Origin of the sequence: Streptomyces sp. NPDC091279, assembly GCF_044757465.1 — a bacterium.
In the GTDB taxonomy this organism is placed as follows: Bacteria; Actinomycetota; Actinomycetes; order Streptomycetales; family Streptomycetaceae; genus Streptomyces.
The window spans coordinates 1-19,396 of sequence record NZ_JBIVVA010000013.1 but is presented as its reverse complement, the minus strand read 5'-3'; the positions used below and the strand labels follow the sequence as shown (position 1 = coordinate 19,396).

Genomic DNA, 19,396 nt, shown 5'->3' with positions numbered 1-19,396 from the left:
CATAAGCGGGGCCTGTGGGTGTGGGGCCATCCCTTATATAGGTCACGAAGCGTCAAATTGGCGCAATTCGGATTCCTCCGATCGCCCACCGACGCCCTTCGGCCGCCCACCGTTCGCCTCGCGGTGGCACCATGACGCGGTGACCCACGCACGACAGCAGCACCGGATTCAAGTCGTCGCTCACCGCGGAGCCTCCGAAGACGCTCCCGAGCACACCCTGGCCGCGTACAAGAAGGCGATCGAGGACGGTGCGGACGCCCTCGAATGCGATGTGCGCCTGACGGCCGACGGACACCTCGTCTGCGTCCACGACCGCCGCGTCAACCGTACGTCCAACGGCCGCGGTGCCGTCTCGGCGCTGGAACTGGCCGACCTCGCCGCCCTGGACTTCGGCTCCTGGAAGGCCCGCGACGAGGCGCCGGACTGGGAGTTCCGCTCGGACGACCGCGCGGACACCTCCGTTCTGACCCTGGAACGGCTGCTGGAGCTGGTCGCGGACGCCGGGCGGCGGGTGGAACTGGCCATCGAGACCAAGCACCCCACGCGCTGGGCGGGGCAGGTGGAGGAACGGCTCCTGGTGCTCCTGAAGCGGTTCGGCCTCGACGCGCCCGCCTCGGCCGCCGAGTCGCCGGTGCGGGTGATGAGTTTCTCGGCGCGCTCGCTGCATCGCGTGCGGGGCGCGTCGCCGACGTTGCCGACGGTCTATCTCACGCAGTTCCTCTCGCCCCGGCTGCGGGACGGGCGGCTGCCGGCCGGCATCCGGATCGCGGGCCCCTCGTTGCGGATCGTGCGCAGTCATCCGGCCTACGTCGAACGGCTGAAGCAGGCCGGCCACCAGGTCCACGTGTGGACCGTGAACGAGCCCGAGGACGTCGATCTCTGCGTCGACCTCGGCGTCGACGCGATCATCACCAACCGGCCCGGACCGGTGCTGCGCAGTCTCGGCCGCTGATCCGCGCGCCGGGCCGAACACCCGGCGCGGCCTCGGCGTCCACTGGTAAAGACCTGTGAAGAACCCCAGGAAAAACCTTGACCCGTACCGGCGTCCACGGAGATCCTCCGATCCCGGACATGGGTCGAAAACCGGCCATACGGCTACAGGGTGTGCCCCGGCGCGTTCGGTGAGTGTTCGAACGTGCTGAATGCGTCGCCGGACCCGCGACGGCCGGTTTCCGGCACAGGCGGGTGGGGCATCCAATCCGTGGCGTGGGGGCGAAGGAGGTCTCGGGGGTGGCGTTGGTGGTGGCACAGGAGGTGCCCACGTCGTCGAGCATGGCCGTTGCTCATGGGCCTGCGGGCGTGGGGGAAGCGAGACATCGGATGCGCGAACAGCTGCGCGTCGGCGGGGTGTCGGACACGGTCATCGACGACGCAGTTCTGATTCTTTCCGAACTACTCAGCAATGCGTGCAAGCACGGGCGCCCGTTGGGCGACGCGCTGTCCGGCGACGGTGATGTCCGCGCCGCGTGGGAGGTCGACCACGGGGGGCGGCTCATCGTGGAGGTGACGGACGGCGGCGGCCCGACCCGGCCCGCCCCTGCCACCCCGTCGGTGACCGCGCACGGCGGCCGGGGGCTGAACATCATCACGGCGCTGGCCGACGACTGGGGCGTCCGCGACGACACCCGGGGCGAGGTCACGGTGTGGGTGCTGGTCCACAAGGACGTCCACGATCCGGATGCGGGGCACTGCCGGGACGACTTCGCTACGCGCGTCACGGCCCCGTCACCCCGCCCCCTGGCCACAGTCCCGGCCCACCCACCCACCCTGGACTTCGCAGACGCGTTCGACGACTTGAGCTGAGAACAGCCGGGCGAGCCGGGTGCGGGGCGGGAACAGGTCCCCGGGGGCGTGCCGCGCCGGGCGGGAGCAGGGCCCCGAGGGGGCGTGCCGCGCCGGGCGGCTGGGATCACGGGCGTACGGGGGCTGCGGGTCGTACGGGGGCTGCGGGCTCCCCGGCCGCAAGGGCGGGCCCGAGCCAGGCAGGGCACGGCAGTTGGGGCTACGGGTCGTACGGGGGCCGCGAACTCCCCCGGCACGAAGGCGGCCCTGACCAGGCCGGGCCAAGCGGGCCACGGGTCGTACGGGTCCATGGGCTCCCTCGGCCGCGTGGGTCGACCCGGACCGGGCAAGGCGCGACGGCTGGGGCTACGGGGCTGCGCCCCAGCCGCACGGGCGGGACCGGACCAGGCAAGGCGCGGCGGCTGGGGCTACGGGTCCCACGGGGGCCGCGAACTCCCCGGCCACGAAAGCGGACCCGACCAGACCGGTGCAGGCGGGGCCACGGGCCGCACGGGCCCATGGGCTCCCCCGGCCGCCAGGGTCGACCCGGACCAGGCAAGGCGCGACGGCTGGGGCTACGGGTCGTACGGGGTCCGCGAACTCCCCGGCCGCGAAGGCAGACCCGGACCAGGCAAGGCCCGGCAGCTCGGGCTACGGGTCCTACGAGGCCGATGGCATCTCCGCGACGGGCCCTCGGCGCTCGGCCCGCCGGGGATCACGGGTGCTACGGGTACTACGGGTCGGGCAAGGTGGCCGACGGCGGGACGCGGCCAGTGCTCCCGGGCGTGCGTCACGCGGCCGCCCTGTGTAGAGATTGGGGCGCCGCCCCACTAGGGGGCTGCACCGACGGCCAGCCGCCCCCGGTCCGCCTCCCGCCCCCGGCGGCGCCGCCCCACTAGGGGCTGCCCCGACCCTCCCCCGGTTATCCACAGGCTCCGTCGCGGCCGCCGGGAGCGGCTAGGCTCCCCGCGTATCTGGACGAGCCGTGATCGGGAGACAGCCACGATGGCCAAGAAGCAACCCCAGACCAAGGCCAAGCGCCCGCAGCTCACGGACGGGGAGATCCCGGTCGTCGGCGCGCGCGAGCCCTGCCCCTGTGGCAGTGGCCGCCGGTACAAGGCCTGTCACGGCCGGGCCGCCTCGCACGCGGTGACCGAGCTGGTGCAGCGGCCGTTCGAGGGCCTGCCCGGCGAGGGCGACTGGGTGGCGCTGCGCGAGCTGGTGCCGGCGGCGACCGTCGAACTGCCCCTGAAGGGCGGCCTGCCCGAGGGCGTTCCCTCGGTGACGCTGGCCACCGTGCTGCCGATGGCGTGGCCCGCCCTGCGCCGCGACGACGGCTCGGTCCTGCTCGGCCTCCAGAACGACACGGCGTCCGGCGACATCAGCCGCGACCTCGCCGACACCTTGCAGCGGGCGCTGGAGGCGGCGCCCGGCTCCCCCGTGCAGGGGCGTCGCGCGCCCGCCGAGGGGCCGCGGCTTCAGGATCTGCTGGAGCCGGAAGGCGCGTTCGAGCCAGTTGTGCACAGCGGGTTCGAGTTCTGGGTGCCGGACGCGGAGAACGCGACTCCGGATGTCGCCGCCTCCCTGGAGCGGGCCAACGCCGCGGCCATCCCGACGGTGCGGCTGACGGGGGTGGACGCGGCGTACTGGTGCGAGACGCCGGACAAGAACCACCTGCGCTGGGTCATGCCGCACCCCGAGGAGCGGCTTCTGGACGCTCTCGCGCGGCTGCACGCGGCGGGCCGTTCGAGCCTCGGTGAAGGCACCCGTCTGGTGGGTTCCTTCCGCGCTCACGGGCTCATCGTGCCGGTCTGGGACCTGCCGAGCGGGGTCGGCGCCGAGGAGATCGAGAAGCCGGCCGCCGAGTTCGCCGAGCGGCTCGCCGGGGCGCTCGCGAGCGACGAGCCGCTGACCGCAGAGGAGCGCCGGGCGCGGGGCGGACTCACCAACCGCCAGGTCACGCTGAGTTGACGGCCGGCGACGGGACGCCGTTCAGCTGACTCGTCGGTCAGTCGTACGGCGTTGGGCCAGATCGGTGACTCCGGTCACAAGTCCCCGTTGTCACAAGCAGATCCGTGACCGGAAAGCCCGGATCGAATTTGCGAACCGCCGATCTCTTGTTACCGTTCCAATAGCCCGGTTGCTGGTGCATCCCCCGTCGCCAGCAACCGGGTCTTATTCTGCCCGCGTTCCCTCGACGGAACGCCGCCGTCGGTCAACTCCCTGTAGCGGAACCGGAGTTGCTCCCCGACCGCAGCAGCAGCGGCCCCCGCCCACCCCGCGTGGTGAACTCCGAGACGGCCGTGTACGCGTCCAGACCGCCCCGGCTGTGCTCCCTGGGCGTCTCACACGTCCCCGGGTCGTCCCCGGCCCCCACGGCGCAGCTCGTGCGCACGGTGTGGTCGTCGGGCCCCATGAGGCTGAGAACGGCGTCCAGGGCGTCCCCGGTCGCGTTGCGGTAGTAGGCACGGGCCCAGGACTCGTCGCCCTGTGTCAGCACGCACGTCTGCGCCTCGATGCCCTCGGGGGCGGTGAGTTCGGGCCCGCAGCGGGTGGCGGTGGCCAGGCCGAGGCCGAGCAGCAGCGAGGTGGGGGAGGAGCGGGCGGTGGGCTTGGCGTCCCCGGGGGCGCCCTGGCCGCCCGCACGGGCCGCCGGATCGCTCACGGAGCCGTCGGTGGATTCGTTGGCGGAGGTGCCCGCACGGGGGTGGCCGTCGGGGGCGGACGCGGCGGCGCGGTCCTTGTCGCCGACCTGTCCCGCGGACGCCACGGCCAGCGGCAGCGCGACCGCGCACACCACCACGCCCGCGAGGCCGAGCAGACGAAGGTTCATGGGACGGAAGATAACTTCCGCGCGCGGACCCGCCGCCCCGCGCGCGCCGGACCCGCCTACAACTCGGGCGCGCTCACACCCGTACGAGTGAGGGCCTCGACCACGGCGTCCACCACGGCCTCGACATCGGGCACCCAGGGGGAGGCGGAGCCGGGCAGCGGGGCGCGTTCCCAGCGCAGTTCGCCCTCGCCGGTCTCGGAGGGCGGGAGGGCGAGGTAGCCGCCGTCGCCGTGGAAGCGCAGCGAGTGCGGCACGCAGTCCTGGGCGTAGAGCAGCGCGCCGAGCTGCTCCAGGGAGTACGGCTTGACGAGGATCGCCCAGCGGCTGGGCGTGGCGACGACCGGGCCGACTCTGATGCCCTGGGCGTCGAGGGTGGCGAGGGCGTGCGCGGCGGCGGCCGCCGGCAGGCTGACCGCGCAGGGGGCGCGGCCGCCGGTGGCCAGGACGATCGGCGCGGCGGGCCGGTTGGTCCACCACCAGCGCACCATGCGTTCGTCCGTGGTGGCCGCGAGGACCGCCGGGTCGAAGGGGTGCGCACCGGGAATCGTGCACTCGGGGTCGGGGCAGGTGCAGCGGGAACGACCCTGGGGGTCGGCCGGCACACCCGGGAGTACGGGCCACTGCCACTGTGTCGCGATGGTCAGGGCCGCGCTGATCAACTCAGGCCTCCCGCCGCCGCGCCGGGACAGGAGCCTGCGTCGCCTTCCGAGGATCTCGCGCATGAGCGCTCGTTCCTTTCCGTTGCACCGCTGGCAACACGTGGGCCACTTCACACCATGTGTCGATCACTGGACTGTGCGTACCTGTTGGCGCATCACACCCCTGTCCATGACATCCGGGACGGAGGGAACCCCAGGGGTCGAACATCGGCCGCGTCCGCGGCGGCCTCGACCGTCGTGCCGTGCTTGCTGTGCCGTCGTCGCTTCCATCACAAGCATGGGCGTGGCGCAGGGGTGGCGAAGTCTGGCGTTTGCCGTCGCGCGTATGGCTCTTCGCCTCCGCCACGGGAGGATGGGGCACGGTCGTCGATGGCTAGGACGCTCGGGTCGGTCACCAGGTTCCGGGTGGCGGTCGACCACCCCTGTGTCTTCTCCGAGTACGTACCCATCGCGACCGGTGTGACGCTCTGTGGAGCTAGGCCAGTCGACCGCAATACCCCGTAACCCGAGGCAGTTTTAAGCCAACTTTGCAATGAGGTAAGAGTTCGCCGCAGACCCCTTGGACACCAGGAATCCCGGCAGGACAATGCTGGACATCCCCTCACGAGTGCGTGTACATGTGGAGACACTGCCAGCGGCGCAGAATGACATGGGGGTTTGCGATGCTTTTGAGCAAAACGCACCGGTCGGAAAGCCGAACACCATGAACGCCCCTCACCCCTCGAAAGTGGCCGGAATCGATGCCACGGTTCCCTCGCCCGCACACACTGTCGCGCCGTCGCCGACCGCCCCGGGCGCCTCTCCCGTCACTGGACCGCATGCCCCCGGAGCCCTCCTCCAGGACCGTCTGGCCGGCTGGGTCTCGGACCTCACCACCCTCCACGAACTCACCGAACGACTGGCCCGCACCGCCACCCTCGACGAGGCCCTGACCGAACTGCTGCGCGCCGGAGCCGCCCTGGTGGGCGCCCGGCGCGGTCTCGTCGTCCTGGAACCCGGCGACGGCCTGGGCCCCGCCACCACCCTCGGTCTCGGCCTCGGCCGGGCCGATCTCGGCCACATCGAGACGGTGCCGCGCAGCGCGATGCCGTTCGGCCGCATCCTCGACGGACTCCCGGACGCGGACGCCGAGTTGGCCTCGCCCGACCTCTTCGCCGAGGACGGCCTCGACCCCCGGCACCGCGAGGTCGCCGCCCGTCTCGGCTACGCGGCGAGCTACGCCCTCCCGCTGGGCACCGGCCCCGGCGACCGCGTCGGCGCCGCCGTCTGGCTCTACGACGAGCCCGCCGAACCCGGCGAGCGGCAACGGCACCTGGCCGGGCTGTACACCCGGTACGCGGGCGTGCACCTGGCCCGCCTGGTCGAGGTCGAGCGCACGCGCGCGTGCATGGCGACGATGGCCGAGGAACTGCTCCCCTCCCGGCTGCCCCGGGTGCCCGGCGTCCAGCTGGCGGCCCGCCACCGCACCGGGCCGCGCGGCGGCGGCGACTGGTACGACGCGCTGCCGCTGCCGGACGCCGCGCTGGGCCTGGCCGTCGGCGCGGTCACCGGCTCGGGGCCGAGCGCGGTCGCCGCGATGGGCCGGCTGCGGGCCTCGCTGCGCGCCTACGCCGTCATGGAGGGCGAGGACCCCGTCGCCGTTCTCTCCGATCTGGAGCTGCTGCTGCGGCTGACCGAGCCCGCCCGGTCGGCGACCGCACTGTTCGCCTACTGCGAGCCCGCGCTGCGCAGGATCACGCTGGCCGGTGCCGGACACTGCCCGCCGCTGCTGCTCGGCGAGCGGCACACCGAGTTCGTGGAGACGTCCGTGTCCGCGCCGCTGGGCATGCTGGCCTGCTGGGAGGCGCCCGGCGTGGAACTGGAGGCGGCACCCGGAGAGACGGTTCTGCTGTACACCGACGGCCTGCTGCACCGCACCGGTGACGCCACCGACCGCGCCTTCGCCCGGCTGCACGCGGCGGCGGCCGGGGTGCCGAGGTCGGTACGCCAGGACCCGGACGCGATCGTCGAGCACGTGCTGCGCGCGATGCTGCCGGACGGCCTCGCGGACGCGGACGACGCGGAGGACGTCGTGCTGCTCGCGGCCCGTTTCGAGTAGGCCCGCAGACCGGGCCGCAGACCGGCCCGCAGAGCCTCCCGCCCGCTTTCCGCACAACCGTACGATGTGGGAGGGGTCCCCCTGCCCGGGCCAAGCCGAGAACCCGGGGGCGGGTCCCGCGCCGTATCGAGGAGGATGACGTGGCCGAGGAGCTCACCCCGGAGACCCCGGACGAGGCCGAGGAGCCGATCAAGCAGCGCAAGAACGGCCTGTACCCGGGCGTGTCCGACGAGCTGGCCGAGAACATGAAGTCCGGCTGGGCCGACACCGAGCTGCGGGACCTGGAGCCGATCGCGCAGGCCGCCGAGACCGCCGTGCGCCGCGCCGCGCTCTCCGCGCGCTTCCCCGGCGAGCGGCTGGTGATCCCCGCGGGCAACCTGAAGACCCGTTCGAACGACACGGAGTACGCGTTCCGCGCGTCCGTCGAGTACGCCTATCTCACCGGCAACCAGACCGAGGACGGCGTCCTGGTCCTGGAACCCACCGCCGACGGGCACCGCGCGACGATCCACCTGCTGCCCCGCTCCGACCGCGAGAACGGCGAGTTCTGGCTCTCCGGGCAGGGCGAGCTGTGGGTCGGCCGCCGCCACTCCCTCGCCGAGTCCGAGGCGCTCTACGGCATCCCCGCCGCCGACGTGCGCGAACTGACCGGCACACTGCGCGAGGCGAGCGGCCCGGTCCGCGTCGTGCGCGGGTACGACGCCGGCGTCGAGGCCGCCCTCACCGACAAGGTCACCGCCGAGCGCGACGCCGAACTGCGCGTCTTCCTCTCCGAGGCCCGCCTCGTCAAGGACGAGTTCGAGATCGGCGAGTTGCAGAAGGCCGTCGACTCGACCGTGCGCGGCTTCGAGGACGTCGTCAAGGTCCTCGACCGGGCGCAGGCGACCAGCGAGCGCTACATCGAGGGGACGTTCTTCCTGCGCGCCCGCGTCGACGGCAACGACATCGGCTACGGCACCATCGCCGCCGCCGGACCGCACGCCTGCACCCTGCACTGGGTCCGCAACGACGGCCCGGTCCGCGCCGGTGACCTGCTGCTGCTCGACGCGGGCGTCGAGACGCACACCTACTACACCGCCGACGTCACGCGCACGCTGCCGATCGACGGCCGTTTCACGCCGATCCAGAAGAAGATCTACGACGCCGTCCACGAGGCCCAGGAGGCCGGGATCGCGGCCGTCCGGCCGGGCGCCAAGTACCGCGACTTCCACGACGCGGCGCAGCGCGTGCTCACCGAGCGGCTCGTCGAGTGGGGGCTCGTCGAGGGTCCCGTCGAACGGGTCCTGGAGCTGGGACTGCAACGCCGCTGGACGCTGCACGGCACCGGGCACATGCTCGGCATGGACGTCCACGACTGCGCCGCCGCGCGCGTGGAGTCCTACGTCGACGGGACGCTGGAGCCGGGCATGGTCCTCACCGTCGAGCCCGGCCTGTACTTCCAGGCCGACGACCTCACCGTGCCCGAGGAGTACCGGGGCATCGGCGTGCGCATCGAGGACGACATCCTCGTCACCGCCGACGGCAACCGGAACCTCTCCGCCGCCCTGCCCCGCGCCTCCGACGAGGTCGAGGCCTGGATGGCAGCACTGCTCAAGGGCTGACGGCCCTCCTTAAGGGCGCGCGTTTCACCTGGGGGACAGATCGTCCGCCTTAAGGGCGACGGTTGGACGAATGGCCGGGCAGCAGGTGCGTGCCCGGCCATTCGTCGTCCTCTGAGGAGGGCACCCAACGTCAACCTGGCGTGACGTCGTCCAGGAACAGGGCGCCCGCCAGCAGGCCCGCACTCCCCCGCGGGCTCCACGCGCGCGCGTGCAGATCGGCGTCGAGGGCGAGCAGGGCCGCGCGGCCCGCCTCCGTCGCCGTTCCCCCCACCTCCAGGACGCCCCGGGCGCCCGCCTGCACCTGCCGCAGCCCGGCCGGGCCCGCCGTGTGGAGCAGCTCCGTGTCCTGGAGCGTCGACATCACGGTGAGCAGCGCGTCCAGGCGGGCCTCGGCCTCGGTGGCACCGGCCGCGCGGGCCGCGGTGAGCGCGGTCACCGCCCGCCGGACGTGCGGGAAGCCCGCGCGTGCCTCGCCGCGAGCACCGGCGGCGCCGTACTTCACGGAGATCGTCGAACCCCGTGACGGCCTGCGCGGCACGCCCCGGTCGGTGAACGCGGCGAGCCGCCGGGCGTTCGCGGTCACGTCCGGCACCGCCAGACCCGGGGTGAGCGCCGCCGCCGCGACCAGGAACCCGAGCGCCCACAGGGCACCCCGGTGGCCGCCGCCCGCCAGACCCACCGCGTGCTCGGTGGAGCGGCCGATCGCGCCGAGTTCCGCCCGCAGCCGCACCGTCGGCTCACCGGTGCGGCGGGCGGCGGCGGCCATCGCCGCGAGGCCGGGCGCCAACGCCTTGGCCGACCAGCGCAGGGCGAGGTGGTCCCGCCGGGTGACGCGGGCGCCGAGGTCGCGCGGGTCGGGCAGGCCCGGCTTGGGAGCCAGGGCCAGCTGCCCGGTGAGCGCGCCGACGGCGGCCCACGCCAGCTTCTCGTCCTCGCCTCCGGTCATGCCGTCAGGACGCCGAGGCCGAGGGGGGAACGTCGCCGGTGCTCGCCGGGGGCGCCGAACGCGCACGGCGCCCGGTGATGATCGTTTTCTGGTGATGTCCCGTCATGCGCAGGGAAGCTACGAACGGAGGCCGTCAGGCGCTTGGGGTGAAGGTGAGCGTGAGCTGTGAATGCTGAGAAAGCTGAAGTCTGGCCGGAAACCGGTCCGTTGGCGCTTTCACACCGCCATGAGCGGGGCGCCCTCACGGAACTTCAGCATCAAATGACAGGGGGTGGGGGGGGACCTGCGGGTTCGTCCCGAGAACACTGCGGACCAGGGAAAACTATGCTCGGTAGTTCTCACTGGTCCGTGGTGTTTTCCGTTGCACTGTGCCCTGGATGTGCCCGCTGGAGGCACATCTGCGAGTTCCTGACGAGGATGTCCCACCGCGCCGGCCCTCGCCCACCACCGAGTCAGAGCTCGGACTGACGTTGCGACAGTGGCCGCTCGGGCTACTGAGCAGCCCTCACTTCGCCAGATCGCTCTCCCGAGCAGCGCTCTGGTCAGGAGTAGATCCATGCTTGCCCCGAGCGGACGAGCGCCTAGGCAGTTTGCCCTGACTCATAGCAATAGCAGCTCCAGCGAGCAGCACACATGCCCCGGTTCCCTGAAGCCAGCCAAAAGACTCACCGAGGATGAGCGTGGCACACAGCGTGTTGACTACAGGAACGTTGAACATCATCAGCGAGGCTTTCGCCGGACCAACGGCGCTCACTCCCCGGTAGTAGAGAAGGTTGGCCACCGCGGCGGCACCGACTGCCAGGTACACAGCGTTCAGCCAGACGTTGGACGGCAGCTCGGTCCACTCCACTTTGCCCATGTCGGGGACCGCGAGGACGCCCAGCATCACGGCGCCTGCACAGGTCGCGTATGTGGTGGCACGCAGCGGTGCGATTCCGGCCATCACACGGGGCCCCACGAGTGTGTACGCCGCCCAGCACACCGCGCTGAGGACGAACAGCGCGTCACCCAAGAGGCGGTCTGACCCGCCTTCCGTGCTGCCACCGGCGCCCAGGAAGAAGATCGCTGCGCCGGTAAGTCCGAGGCCAAGGCCCAAGACACGTGCCCAGGTCGCCTTCTCTTTCCCGGAGACCAGCAAGAACGTGCTGGTGAGTACAGGACTCATGACAGGAATCAGGATGCCCGCGTCGAGAGACGGAGCGAGCGACAGCCCCCAGAAGAAGAACCCGTTGTACGCGAAGACGCCGAGCACACCTGCGGCCCCCGCCAGCCAGGCATTGCGTGCCGGGACCGGCGTCTCACGTCTGTCGAACAACCAGACGGCCACCAGCAGGGCGATGGCACCGCCCCCGAACCGCAGGAGAGCACCCACGGAGTGCGGAACGTTCTCCACGACCACCTTGGAGCTCGAAAATGAGGCCCCCCACAGCACCATGGTCGTCAACAGCAGCAGGTACGGGTTGCCAGCCCCTCTCCACATTCCCATGGATCAGACTCTGTCGAGGCCATGCCCCGTCTGACTTGAACGCTGGTGCGCGAGTCACAATGGGGCTATGGCAACGGGGAAGAACTGGGTGCGGTATTGGCGGGACAGCATTCGTCCGTTGGAGGCCATGCATGCGCACTTCCTCGATCACGAGTACTCCCGGCACAGCCATGACACCTACTCCTTCGGCATAACCGACGCGGGCGCCCAGAGCTTTCGCTGTCGCGGAGCGGACCACACCAGCGCCGCCGGCATGGTGATGGCCTTCAATCCCGACGAAGTGCATGACGGCCACGCGGCGGTGGAGTTGGGCTATCACTACCGGATCGTGCACATCGGCCCCTCCGTGGTCCACGACATCCTCGCTGATGCCTCCGACGGCCGCTCACGAGCGATGCCGCTGTTCGTACGCCCAGTGCTGACCGATCCGGTGCCCACCGGCGCACTGGAGCGCCTCCACGCTTCCTTACTGGGTTCCGCCAGCGATCTCGTACGGGAAGAGCTTCTGACCGCAGCTGTCTTGACCATGGCGGAACGCGGCGCGACCCGCGCTCCGCGACTGCGCACTCTGGCTGGAGCGGGACAGCGCCGGGCCGCCCACCGGGCTCGTGCCGTGTTGGACGAGGCGCTACTCGAATCCGTATCGGCGCATGACCTGGCTCTGGCCACCGGTTGCAGCCGATTCGCTCTCTACCGAGCCTTTCTGGCGGAGTACGGCATGGCGCCGAGCGACTACCAGCGCCTCCTGCGCCTCCGCCGGGCGCGGCGTCTGCTGACGGGCGGCATGTCGCCCGCCGACGCCGCGGCGGCGTCGGGTTTCGCGGATCAGGCACACTTCAACCGCTGGTTCAAGCGTACTTACGGCATCACACCGGGTACTTATCAGCGCTCAGTGCAGTGAGCCCGGTGACTCACGTGCTCCCGCCGGCCCTGTGGGACGCGCCGTCGGACGCTGATCCCAATCTGTCGCCAACTCCCTTGGCGGCTACCGCGTCAACGGGCGCCTCGGCAACCGATGCGGTCGTGTCGTGCGGCAGCGGAAGAGGGTCCTGGAGCCTGTCGGGCAGGCCCCCGGTGAGTCTGAGCAGAGGAGTGGTCATGAGCGTGGTGGCCAAGGCCACGATGGTCAACAGGCCGAGCAGTTCCTCGTTGATGAGCCGGGCTTCGTAGCCTATTTGGAGCACCACCAGTTCCGTCAGGCCCCGCGCATTCAGCAGGACGCCCACGGTGAACGACTCCCGCCAGGGCAGCCCGGTGAGCCGTGCGGCCAGACTGGGTCCGGTGATCTTCGCAGCTGTGGCGGCCGCCAGCAGAGAGAGCAGGACGATGCCGGCCCTGCCGTCCAGGTGAAGGGACCGCAGGTCCACGGTGAGGCCGAACCCCAGGAAGAAGAAGGGAAGCAGGATGGTTTTGGCCGTGGACGCCAAGGGAGCCACCGCGGCGATGGCAACTCTGTGCTCGCGTGGCCAAATCAGTCCGACGAGCAGGGCGCCGATGAGCTGGTGAATCCCCAGGGCAGCGGTGAGGGCCGAGGAGGCCCCCACGGCGGCCACGAGGAACAGAGTGATGGCCGGCGCCCCTGCCACGCCGGGCACACGGTCGGCCCACTGGGCCACAAGCCGACGCAGCGGCCCGACAAAAACGACGGTCACGGCCACCACCGCCAAGGCTCTGCCCAGGACCGACATCGGGTCGGTCCCGTGCGACAGGGCCAGGACCACGGCCAGGACCAGCCAGCTGCCGCCGTCGCCAACGGCGGCAGCGAACAGGCTGAGTTGACCGGGCCGTGTCCGGGACATTCTGAGGTCGCTCAGGACACGCGCGAGCACGGGGAAGGCGGTGATGCTCAGCGCACACCCCACGAACAGCACAAAGGCCACCGGGCGGACTCCATGGTCCATGTACTGGTCCACGAGCGGCAGTGCGACCAGGACACCAGCGGCCAGGGGGACGAACAGGGACGCCTGGCTGATCACCATGGCCTGGCTGGCTGCACCACGTAAGCGCATGGACCCGAGTTCCTGTCCCACCCCGAACATGAAGAGCACGAGACCGAGCTGAGCCAGTCCGTTGAACATCGGGAGAACGCTCTCAGGAAAGAGCCGTCCGGTTGCATCGGGCGCCAGCGCCCCAAGGAAGGAAGGACCGAGGAGGATGCCCGCGGCTATCTCGCCGGTGACTCTCGGCTGGCCCAACTTGGTTGCCAGAAATCCCACTGTGTGAGACGCCAGCAGAACCGCTGCAACCCCGAGAAAGAAGTGGCCAGCCGTGTCCAGAAATGCCTCCTTCGGAACAGCACGTTCCCCTTGTGCAGGCTCACGGCCGACCGACACCGAGATAGCAATGACCAGCGAAAGAGGCACGACGCCAGCCAGAAGAAAGGCGGTTTGGACTCGCCACCGTTTACCCTCCCCGGACTTTAAATGATGCATTTTTCGCCAACTCCCTTCCTCATTTAGACAGTTGCCAGGCCGTGCACGTAGGAGATAACCGCAGGTCAGGCAACCTAGTCCATCCGATGTGATCAAGAACACAACCGCTTGCTGGCTACCCAGAAGTCCACCTAAGTTGCTCTCCGTTGCACCGATTGAACCGAGAAACTATCTCGGGATCTCCAACTCACAACCGGAGGGGGGCTTTCCGCGGTGAAAACGAGCACCGCCTTATCGGCCGAAGCGAATCTGTTAGCCTCATTCGGTCACTCGGTATCCACCCATCCGCATCGCATTGCTTTATCCGCCGACGGTCAGCAATATTCGTATCGTCGGCTGGATGCATGGTCAGACGCGATTGGTTGGTTGCTTCAGGAAAAGGGGGTGCGCCACGGAGCCCGTGTCGCTCTGCGCATGCCCCCGGGGCCTGAGGCAATCGCTGCGATTCTCGGGATCTTCAAGGTAGGAGCTGCGTACGTTCCACTGGACGTCCGGCACCCTCCGGCGAGGAAGACCTTCATCATCACCGACAGTGGGGCCACGGCCCTCATCGGCGAACCCGGCGAGGGGATCAACGACGGGGTGGTCCCCACCGTGATTACCCCGTCGGAGATCGCCGAGTTGGCCCAGCAGGCCACAAAGCGATCAACCGCCCGGCGTGTAGATGCACAGGACACCGCCTACGTGATCTACACGTCGGGCACCACCGGTGCCCCCAAGGGCGTACCGGTGCGGCATGGCCATGCCGCCGCCCTGTTCTCGGCCTCACAGGCCGTCTTCCGATTCACCGCCCAGGACCGGTGGCTGCTCTTCCACTCGATCGCTTTCGACTTCTCCGTCTGGGAGATCTGGGGAGCCCTCACCACGGGCGCCGAACTGGTGATTCTGCCGCACTGGGCCGCGCGTTCCCCGGACAAGTGCCTCGACGTCGTGGTCGATCAGGGCATCACCGTCCTGAATCAGACACCTACGGCCTTCGCAGCCCTTGCCGAGGCGGCCCTACGCTCCGACCGGGACTTGCCTGATCTGCGCTACGTCATCTTCGGTGGAGAGAAGCTGACACCCGCCGCGTTCCGGCCGTGGGCCAAGCGGTACGGGCTGGCCAGTCCCCGGCTCGTGAACGGCTACGGAATCACGGAGACCACGGTCTTCACCACCTTCCACGAGATCGTCGACGATGATCTCGCCACGGACAGGTCGGTGATCGGCACAGCATTGCCGGGGTTCCGGGTCCGGGTAGTCGACGATGAAGGCCGCGATGTTCCGGACGGTGAGACCGGCGAGATGTGGCTCGCCGGCCCGCAGGTGACCGAGGGATACCTGAACCGACCGGACCTCACCAGTGAGAAGTACCCCGTCGTCACCGATTCGGAGACGGGTGACGCAGTCCGCTACTACCGCTCCGGTGACCTGGTGAGTCGGTTGCCCGACGGCAACCTGGTGTACGACGGCCGCGCCGACCTGCAGGTCAAGCTCCGCGGCTACCGCATAGAGCTGAGCGACATCGAGGCAGCCGTACGACGCCACGACCAGGTGCTTGACGCGGTGGTGCAGGTACGGCACTTCAAGGCCGGCGACGACCGCCTCGTGTGCGCGTTCGTCGCGCGTGACGATGCGGGTCCCCCGACGGCAGCCGACCTGCGCAGGCACATCAAGGATCTGCTGCCGTCGTACATGCATCCGGCCCGCTACCTGCGCCTGCCGTCGCTGCCTGCAACGGTCAACGACAAGGTCGACCGAGCCGACGTCGCCCGGTCCTGGAACGAAATGCTTACAACGGATGAGTGAGATGACACAGAGAAATCCGAGTCCGGACAACGTCGAGCAGCTGGTCCTCACCTGGTCGACCGAACTGCTCGAAGCGCAGGCCAGCGGCGACGACAACTTCCTCGACCTCGGCGGACACTCGGCACTCGCCCTCGACCTGATCAGCCGAATCAAGGAGCACTTCAACGTCGACCTCGACCTGCAGCTGCTGTTCGAGCACAGCTTCAGCGAGGTAGCCGCCGACGTAGTACGTCGCGCCGAGATCCCCGTACCGAGAGGATGACACCGATGACCACCGATCAGCAGACCTCCTTCGCCCTCACCGAGGACGAACTCGCCCAGTTCGAGCGCGACGGCTTCCTCGGCCCGATCAAGATCTACGAGGTAGAGGAAATGGAGGAGCGCTGGAAGACGCTCCAGCGCCAGCTCCGCGACCGCTCCCACGCGATCTACCCGGAGGGCGGGGGCAAGGCGAGCAGTATCTCGAACTACGACCGTCACCTGGACATCGATCTGCTGTCCGAGCACATCATCAAGCGGGAGATCGTCGATCGCGTCGCCTCGATCCTGGGTCCGAACGTCCTCTGCTGGCGCAGTGAGTTCTTCCCCAAGTACCAGGGAGACGAAGGCACCGACTGGCACCAAGCGGCCAACTTCGCGCACGCCAGCGGCACGCCGCAGATCGTGTGGCCGTCGGAGGACGGTCAGCCGGCGTTCGGCGGAACCATCACGGTCTGGACCGCCTTCACGCACTCCACGAGGGAGAACGGCTGTCTGCAGCTGATGCCCGGCACCCACAAGTACATGAACTACGACGAGTCCAAGGGCATGTCGTACGACGCCGAGGCGGTCAACGCCCAGGAAAAGGACGGCATCAAGCGGGGCTTCTTCGGCTACGACTACCGGCAGCTCCAGAAGGACCCCGACTGGACGCCGGACGAGTCCAAGGCGTTCCCATTGGTGATGAAGCCCGGTGAGTGCGTCATCTTCTGGTCCACGCTGATGCACGCGTCTCTGCCGCACACCGGTAGCAAGAAGGACTACCGCATGGGCTACGCGTCCCGCTTCGTTCCGACCCAGGTGCAGATCTACCCGGGTACCGAAGAGGTCAGTGAATACGGTGGCGGCATCGTCCTCGACAAGTACGGCGCCGTGCTCGTCGGCGGTCAGGACGACTACGGACACAACCGCATCGCCAAGGAGAGCCAGCGGGGCTTCCAGTTCATTCCGCACCAGCTGAGCTGACACATCGTCGCGGCTCCGGGGGCGGCTGGCGTTACGCCTCCGCCCCCGGAGCCATCGAGTCACCACGAATGCCGGATCTACACGGCCCGCCGGAGGAAGAAGGCATGACCTCTCACCCACTCGTCCTGATCCACCACGCGGGCGGTTCCGCCACGTTCTTCGAGCCTCTCGTCAAGGCGCTGCCACCGCAGATCGAGCCGATGCCCCTGGACCTGCCGGGGCGAGGGCGCCGGTGGCGGGAGACCTCCGTCACGTCCATCGATGAAGCCATAGACGCCTTGTTACCGGCGGTCTCCCATATCGAGGGTGAGTTCGCCATCTTCGGCCACAGCCTGGGTGCCTACTTGGGGCTGGCGCTCGCGGCAAGGCTAGAGGAGACGACGGTAGGCAGCCGCTGCTCACTGCTGTTCGCATCGGCGAACGCAGCGCCGAGTGCCGCCGCACTTCCCTTCACGGGGTCACCTTTGTTGACGAGCGACGACGAGATATTCGAGATCACGGCCAAGTCCGGTGGTGGCCTCTCGCCGCAGATACTTGAGCACCCTCAGCTGCGTCAGCGGACCGCCGACCTTCTCCGGGCCGATTTCTCGATCTCTGAGTCCTTCCTCTCCAAGGGGCGGAAGACAGTCACGGAAGCAGACATCGTCGTCTGCTGCGGCACAGAGGACATCTTCGCCAAGGAGCAGCTCACCCCGTGGCGTTGCAACTCAACGCAGTCGACAGAGCTCCACCTGTTCCCGGGCGGACACTTCTATCTTGAACAGAACGTTCCAGCGCTGACGGAGGTCATCACGCGTCGGCTGAGTCTGCCGACCACGTGACGTGGTTCCTGGTGGCCGAATTCCGACTCAACTCCCGCCGGGATTTGGCATCTTGTCCGTACAGTGTGTCGACTGACAGACGCTGACCGTAGCGAGGGGCGAGCCCACATAGTCCGCCCGGGAGTCATCAGATGAACGCCCGTCACGCTGTTTCCAGGCCAGGAAGGGTGTACTGCGGGAGCTTGTGTCCGCACCTTCCGGAGAGCTAAACCGCATTCACCCACCGGAGTAACCCGCCGATGCCGTTCCCCCAGTACCGCCAGGTGCCCGCCCAGGTCGACCTGCCCGCGCTGGAGCACGCCGTGCTCGATTTCTGGCGCGAGCAGAAGATCTTCGCCAAGAGCCTGGAGCAGTCCCAGGGCCGCCCCGAATGGGTGTTCTACGAGGGTCCGCCCACCGCCAACGGCATGCCCGGTGCCCACCACATCGAGGCCCGCGTCTTCAAGGACGTCTTCCCCCGCTTCCGCACCATGCGCGGCCACCACGTGGCCCGCAAGGCGGGCTGGGACTGCCACGGCCTGCCGGTCGAGCTTGCGGTGGAGAAGGAGCTGGGCTTCTCCGGCAAGAAGGACATCGAGGCGTACGGCATCGCCGAGTTCAACGACCGGTGCCGGGCGTCCGTGCTGCGGCACACCGACGCCTTCTCCGCGCTGACGACCCGCATGGGCTACTGGGTCGACCTCGACGAGGCGTACGTCACGATGGAGCCCGAGTACATCGAGTCCGTCTGGTGGTCGCTGAAGGAGATCTTCAACAAGGGCCTGCTGGTCCAGGACCACCGCGTCGCCCCCTGGTGCCCCCGCTGCGGCACCGGCCTGTCCGACCACGAGCTGGCCCAGGGCTACGAGACGGTCGTCGACCCGTCCGTGTACGTCCGTTTCCCGCTCACCTCCGGTCCGCTCGCCGACGAGGCCGCGCTCCTTGCCTGGACGACAACCCCCTGGACCCTGATCACGAACACAGCCGTGTCGGTGGGTGCAGACATCACTTACGTCGTCGCGACAGACGGCAGCGAGCAGGTGGTCGTTGCCGAAGCCCTGCTCGAAAAGGCGCTCGGCGAGGGCTGGCAGACCACCGGCCGGACCTTCACGGGCGCCGAGATGGAGCACTGGACGTACCGCCCTCCCTTCTCCCTCCTACCGCTGGACGGCGCCAACTTCGTCGTCAACGGCGACCACGTGACCACGGAGACCGGCACCGGCCTCGTGCACACCAATCCCGCCTTCGGCGAGGACGACTACAAGGTGTGCAGGGCTTACGGGATGCCGCTGGTCAACCCGGTCCGCACTGACGGCACCTTCGACCCCGAACTCGACCTCGTCGGCGGACAGTTCTTCAAGGATGCCGACGCGACGGTCCTCAAGGACCTCAAGAACCGCGGCCTACTGTTCCGCCACGAGTCGTTCGAGCACAGTTACCCGCACTGCTGGCGTTGCCACACCGCGCTGCTCTACTACGCGCAGCCCTCCTGGTACATCCGCACCACCGCCGTCAAGGACCGTCTCCTCGAAGAGAACGAGAAGACCAACTGGTTCCCGGAGACGGTCAAGCACGGCCGCTACGGCGACTGGCTCACCAACAACATCGACTGGGCGCTGTCCCGCAACCGCTACTGGGGCACCCCGCTGCCGATCTGGCGCTGCGAGGACGACCACCTCACGGTCGTCGGCTCGCTCGCCGAGCTGTCGGAGCTGACCGGCACCGACCAGTCGGGCCTCGACCCGCA

The 19,396-nt window shown here is 69.3% G+C and carries 15 protein-coding genes and 1 pseudogene; 11 read left to right on the top strand and 5 right to left on the bottom strand.

Annotation, left to right across the window (positions count from 1 at the left end; all coding sequences use genetic code 11):
- The first annotated feature begins 139 nt into the window (after positions 1-139).
- From ACIQOU_RS29580 to ACIQOU_RS29570, 3 genes and pseudogenes are all read left to right on the top strand, one after another.
- On the top strand, positions 140-952 hold the full coding sequence (locus ACIQOU_RS29580) for a glycerophosphodiester phosphodiesterase (protein ID WP_401541372.1): 813 nt from the start codon (positions 140-142) through the stop codon (positions 950-952).
- 190 nt (positions 953-1,142) lie between these two features.
- Positions 1,143-1,803: pseudogene (locus ACIQOU_RS29575) on the top strand (ATP-binding protein).
- A 984-nt stretch (positions 1,804-2,787) separates the two neighbouring features.
- The gene (locus tag ACIQOU_RS29570) at positions 2,788-3,753 is read left to right on the top strand and encodes a DUF5926 family protein (RefSeq protein WP_401541369.1); all 966 of its coding nucleotides are present in this window, start codon (positions 2,788-2,790) and stop codon (positions 3,751-3,753) included.
- Between the two features lie 244 nt (positions 3,754-3,997).
- Here ACIQOU_RS29570 and ACIQOU_RS29565 read toward each other — a convergent pair whose 3' ends face one another.
- Complete coding sequence (locus ACIQOU_RS29565; protein WP_401541366.1) at positions 3,998-4,615, bottom strand: hypothetical protein; 618 nt, start codon at positions 4,613-4,615, stop codon at positions 3,998-4,000.
- 56 nt (positions 4,616-4,671) lie between these two features.
- On the bottom strand, positions 4,672-5,337 hold the full coding sequence (locus tag ACIQOU_RS29560) for a bifunctional DNA primase/polymerase (protein ID WP_401541363.1): 666 nt from the start codon (positions 5,335-5,337) through the stop codon (positions 4,672-4,674).
- Between the two features lie 523 nt (positions 5,338-5,860).
- Here ACIQOU_RS29560 and ACIQOU_RS29555 point away from each other — a divergent pair.
- Both ACIQOU_RS29555 and ACIQOU_RS29550 read left to right on the top strand, forming a co-directional pair.
- Positions 5,861-7,372: a PP2C family protein-serine/threonine phosphatase gene (locus ACIQOU_RS29555; RefSeq protein WP_401541360.1), complete on the top strand. Its 1,512-nt coding sequence runs from the start codon at positions 5,861-5,863 to the stop codon at positions 7,370-7,372.
- Between the two features lie 140 nt (positions 7,373-7,512).
- Positions 7,513-8,973: an aminopeptidase P family protein gene (locus ACIQOU_RS29550; protein ID WP_401541357.1), complete on the top strand. Its 1,461-nt coding sequence runs from the start codon at positions 7,513-7,515 to the stop codon at positions 8,971-8,973.
- 130 nt (positions 8,974-9,103) lie between these two features.
- Here the strand turns inward: ACIQOU_RS29550 and ACIQOU_RS29545 are convergent, their stop codons facing one another.
- The gene (locus ACIQOU_RS29545) at positions 9,104-9,919 is read right to left on the bottom strand and encodes a triphosphoribosyl-dephospho-CoA synthase (RefSeq protein WP_401541355.1); all 816 of its coding nucleotides are present in this window, start codon (positions 9,917-9,919) and stop codon (positions 9,104-9,106) included.
- 505 nt (positions 9,920-10,424) lie between these two features.
- The gene (locus tag ACIQOU_RS29540; RefSeq protein WP_401541353.1) at positions 10,425-11,405 is read right to left on the bottom strand and encodes a DMT family transporter; all 981 of its coding nucleotides are present in this window, start codon (positions 11,403-11,405) and stop codon (positions 10,425-10,427) included.
- Between the two features lie 67 nt (positions 11,406-11,472).
- Between ACIQOU_RS29540 and ACIQOU_RS29535 the strand changes: the two genes are divergently transcribed.
- Positions 11,473-12,306 (top strand): AraC family transcriptional regulator, encoded by an 834-nt coding sequence (locus ACIQOU_RS29535; RefSeq protein ID WP_401541350.1) that lies wholly within the window; start codon positions 11,473-11,475, stop codon positions 12,304-12,306.
- Between the two features lie 10 nt (positions 12,307-12,316).
- On the opposite strand, the gene ACIQOU_RS29530 is transcribed toward ACIQOU_RS29535, so the two are convergent.
- On the bottom strand, positions 12,317-13,837 hold the full coding sequence (locus tag ACIQOU_RS29530; protein WP_401541347.1) for a cation:proton antiporter: 1,521 nt from the start codon (positions 13,835-13,837) through the stop codon (positions 12,317-12,319).
- 213 nt (positions 13,838-14,050) lie between these two features.
- On the opposite strand from ACIQOU_RS29530, the gene ACIQOU_RS29525 reads away from it, so the two are divergent.
- From ACIQOU_RS29525 to ACIQOU_RS29505, 5 genes are all read left to right on the top strand, one after another.
- On the top strand, positions 14,051-15,625 hold the full coding sequence (locus ACIQOU_RS29525; RefSeq protein WP_401541345.1) for an amino acid adenylation domain-containing protein: 1,575 nt from the start codon (positions 14,051-14,053) through the stop codon (positions 15,623-15,625).
- Between the two features lies 1 nt (position 15,626).
- On the top strand, positions 15,627-15,887 hold the full coding sequence (locus tag ACIQOU_RS29520) for a phosphopantetheine-binding protein (RefSeq protein WP_401541342.1): 261 nt from the start codon (positions 15,627-15,629) through the stop codon (positions 15,885-15,887).
- Between the two features lie 5 nt (positions 15,888-15,892).
- Positions 15,893-16,849: a chlorinating enzyme gene (locus ACIQOU_RS29515; protein WP_401541339.1), complete on the top strand. Its 957-nt coding sequence runs from the start codon at positions 15,893-15,895 to the stop codon at positions 16,847-16,849.
- Positions 16,850-16,953: 104 nt separating this feature from the next.
- Entirely contained in the window at positions 16,954-17,670 is a 717-nt protein-coding gene (locus ACIQOU_RS29510; protein WP_401541336.1) for a thioesterase II family protein, read from the top strand.
- Positions 17,671-17,909: 239 nt separating this feature from the next.
- Positions 17,910-19,396 (top strand): class I tRNA ligase family protein (locus ACIQOU_RS29505; RefSeq protein ID WP_401541333.1); only part of this gene is annotated, 1,487 nt, incomplete at its 3' end.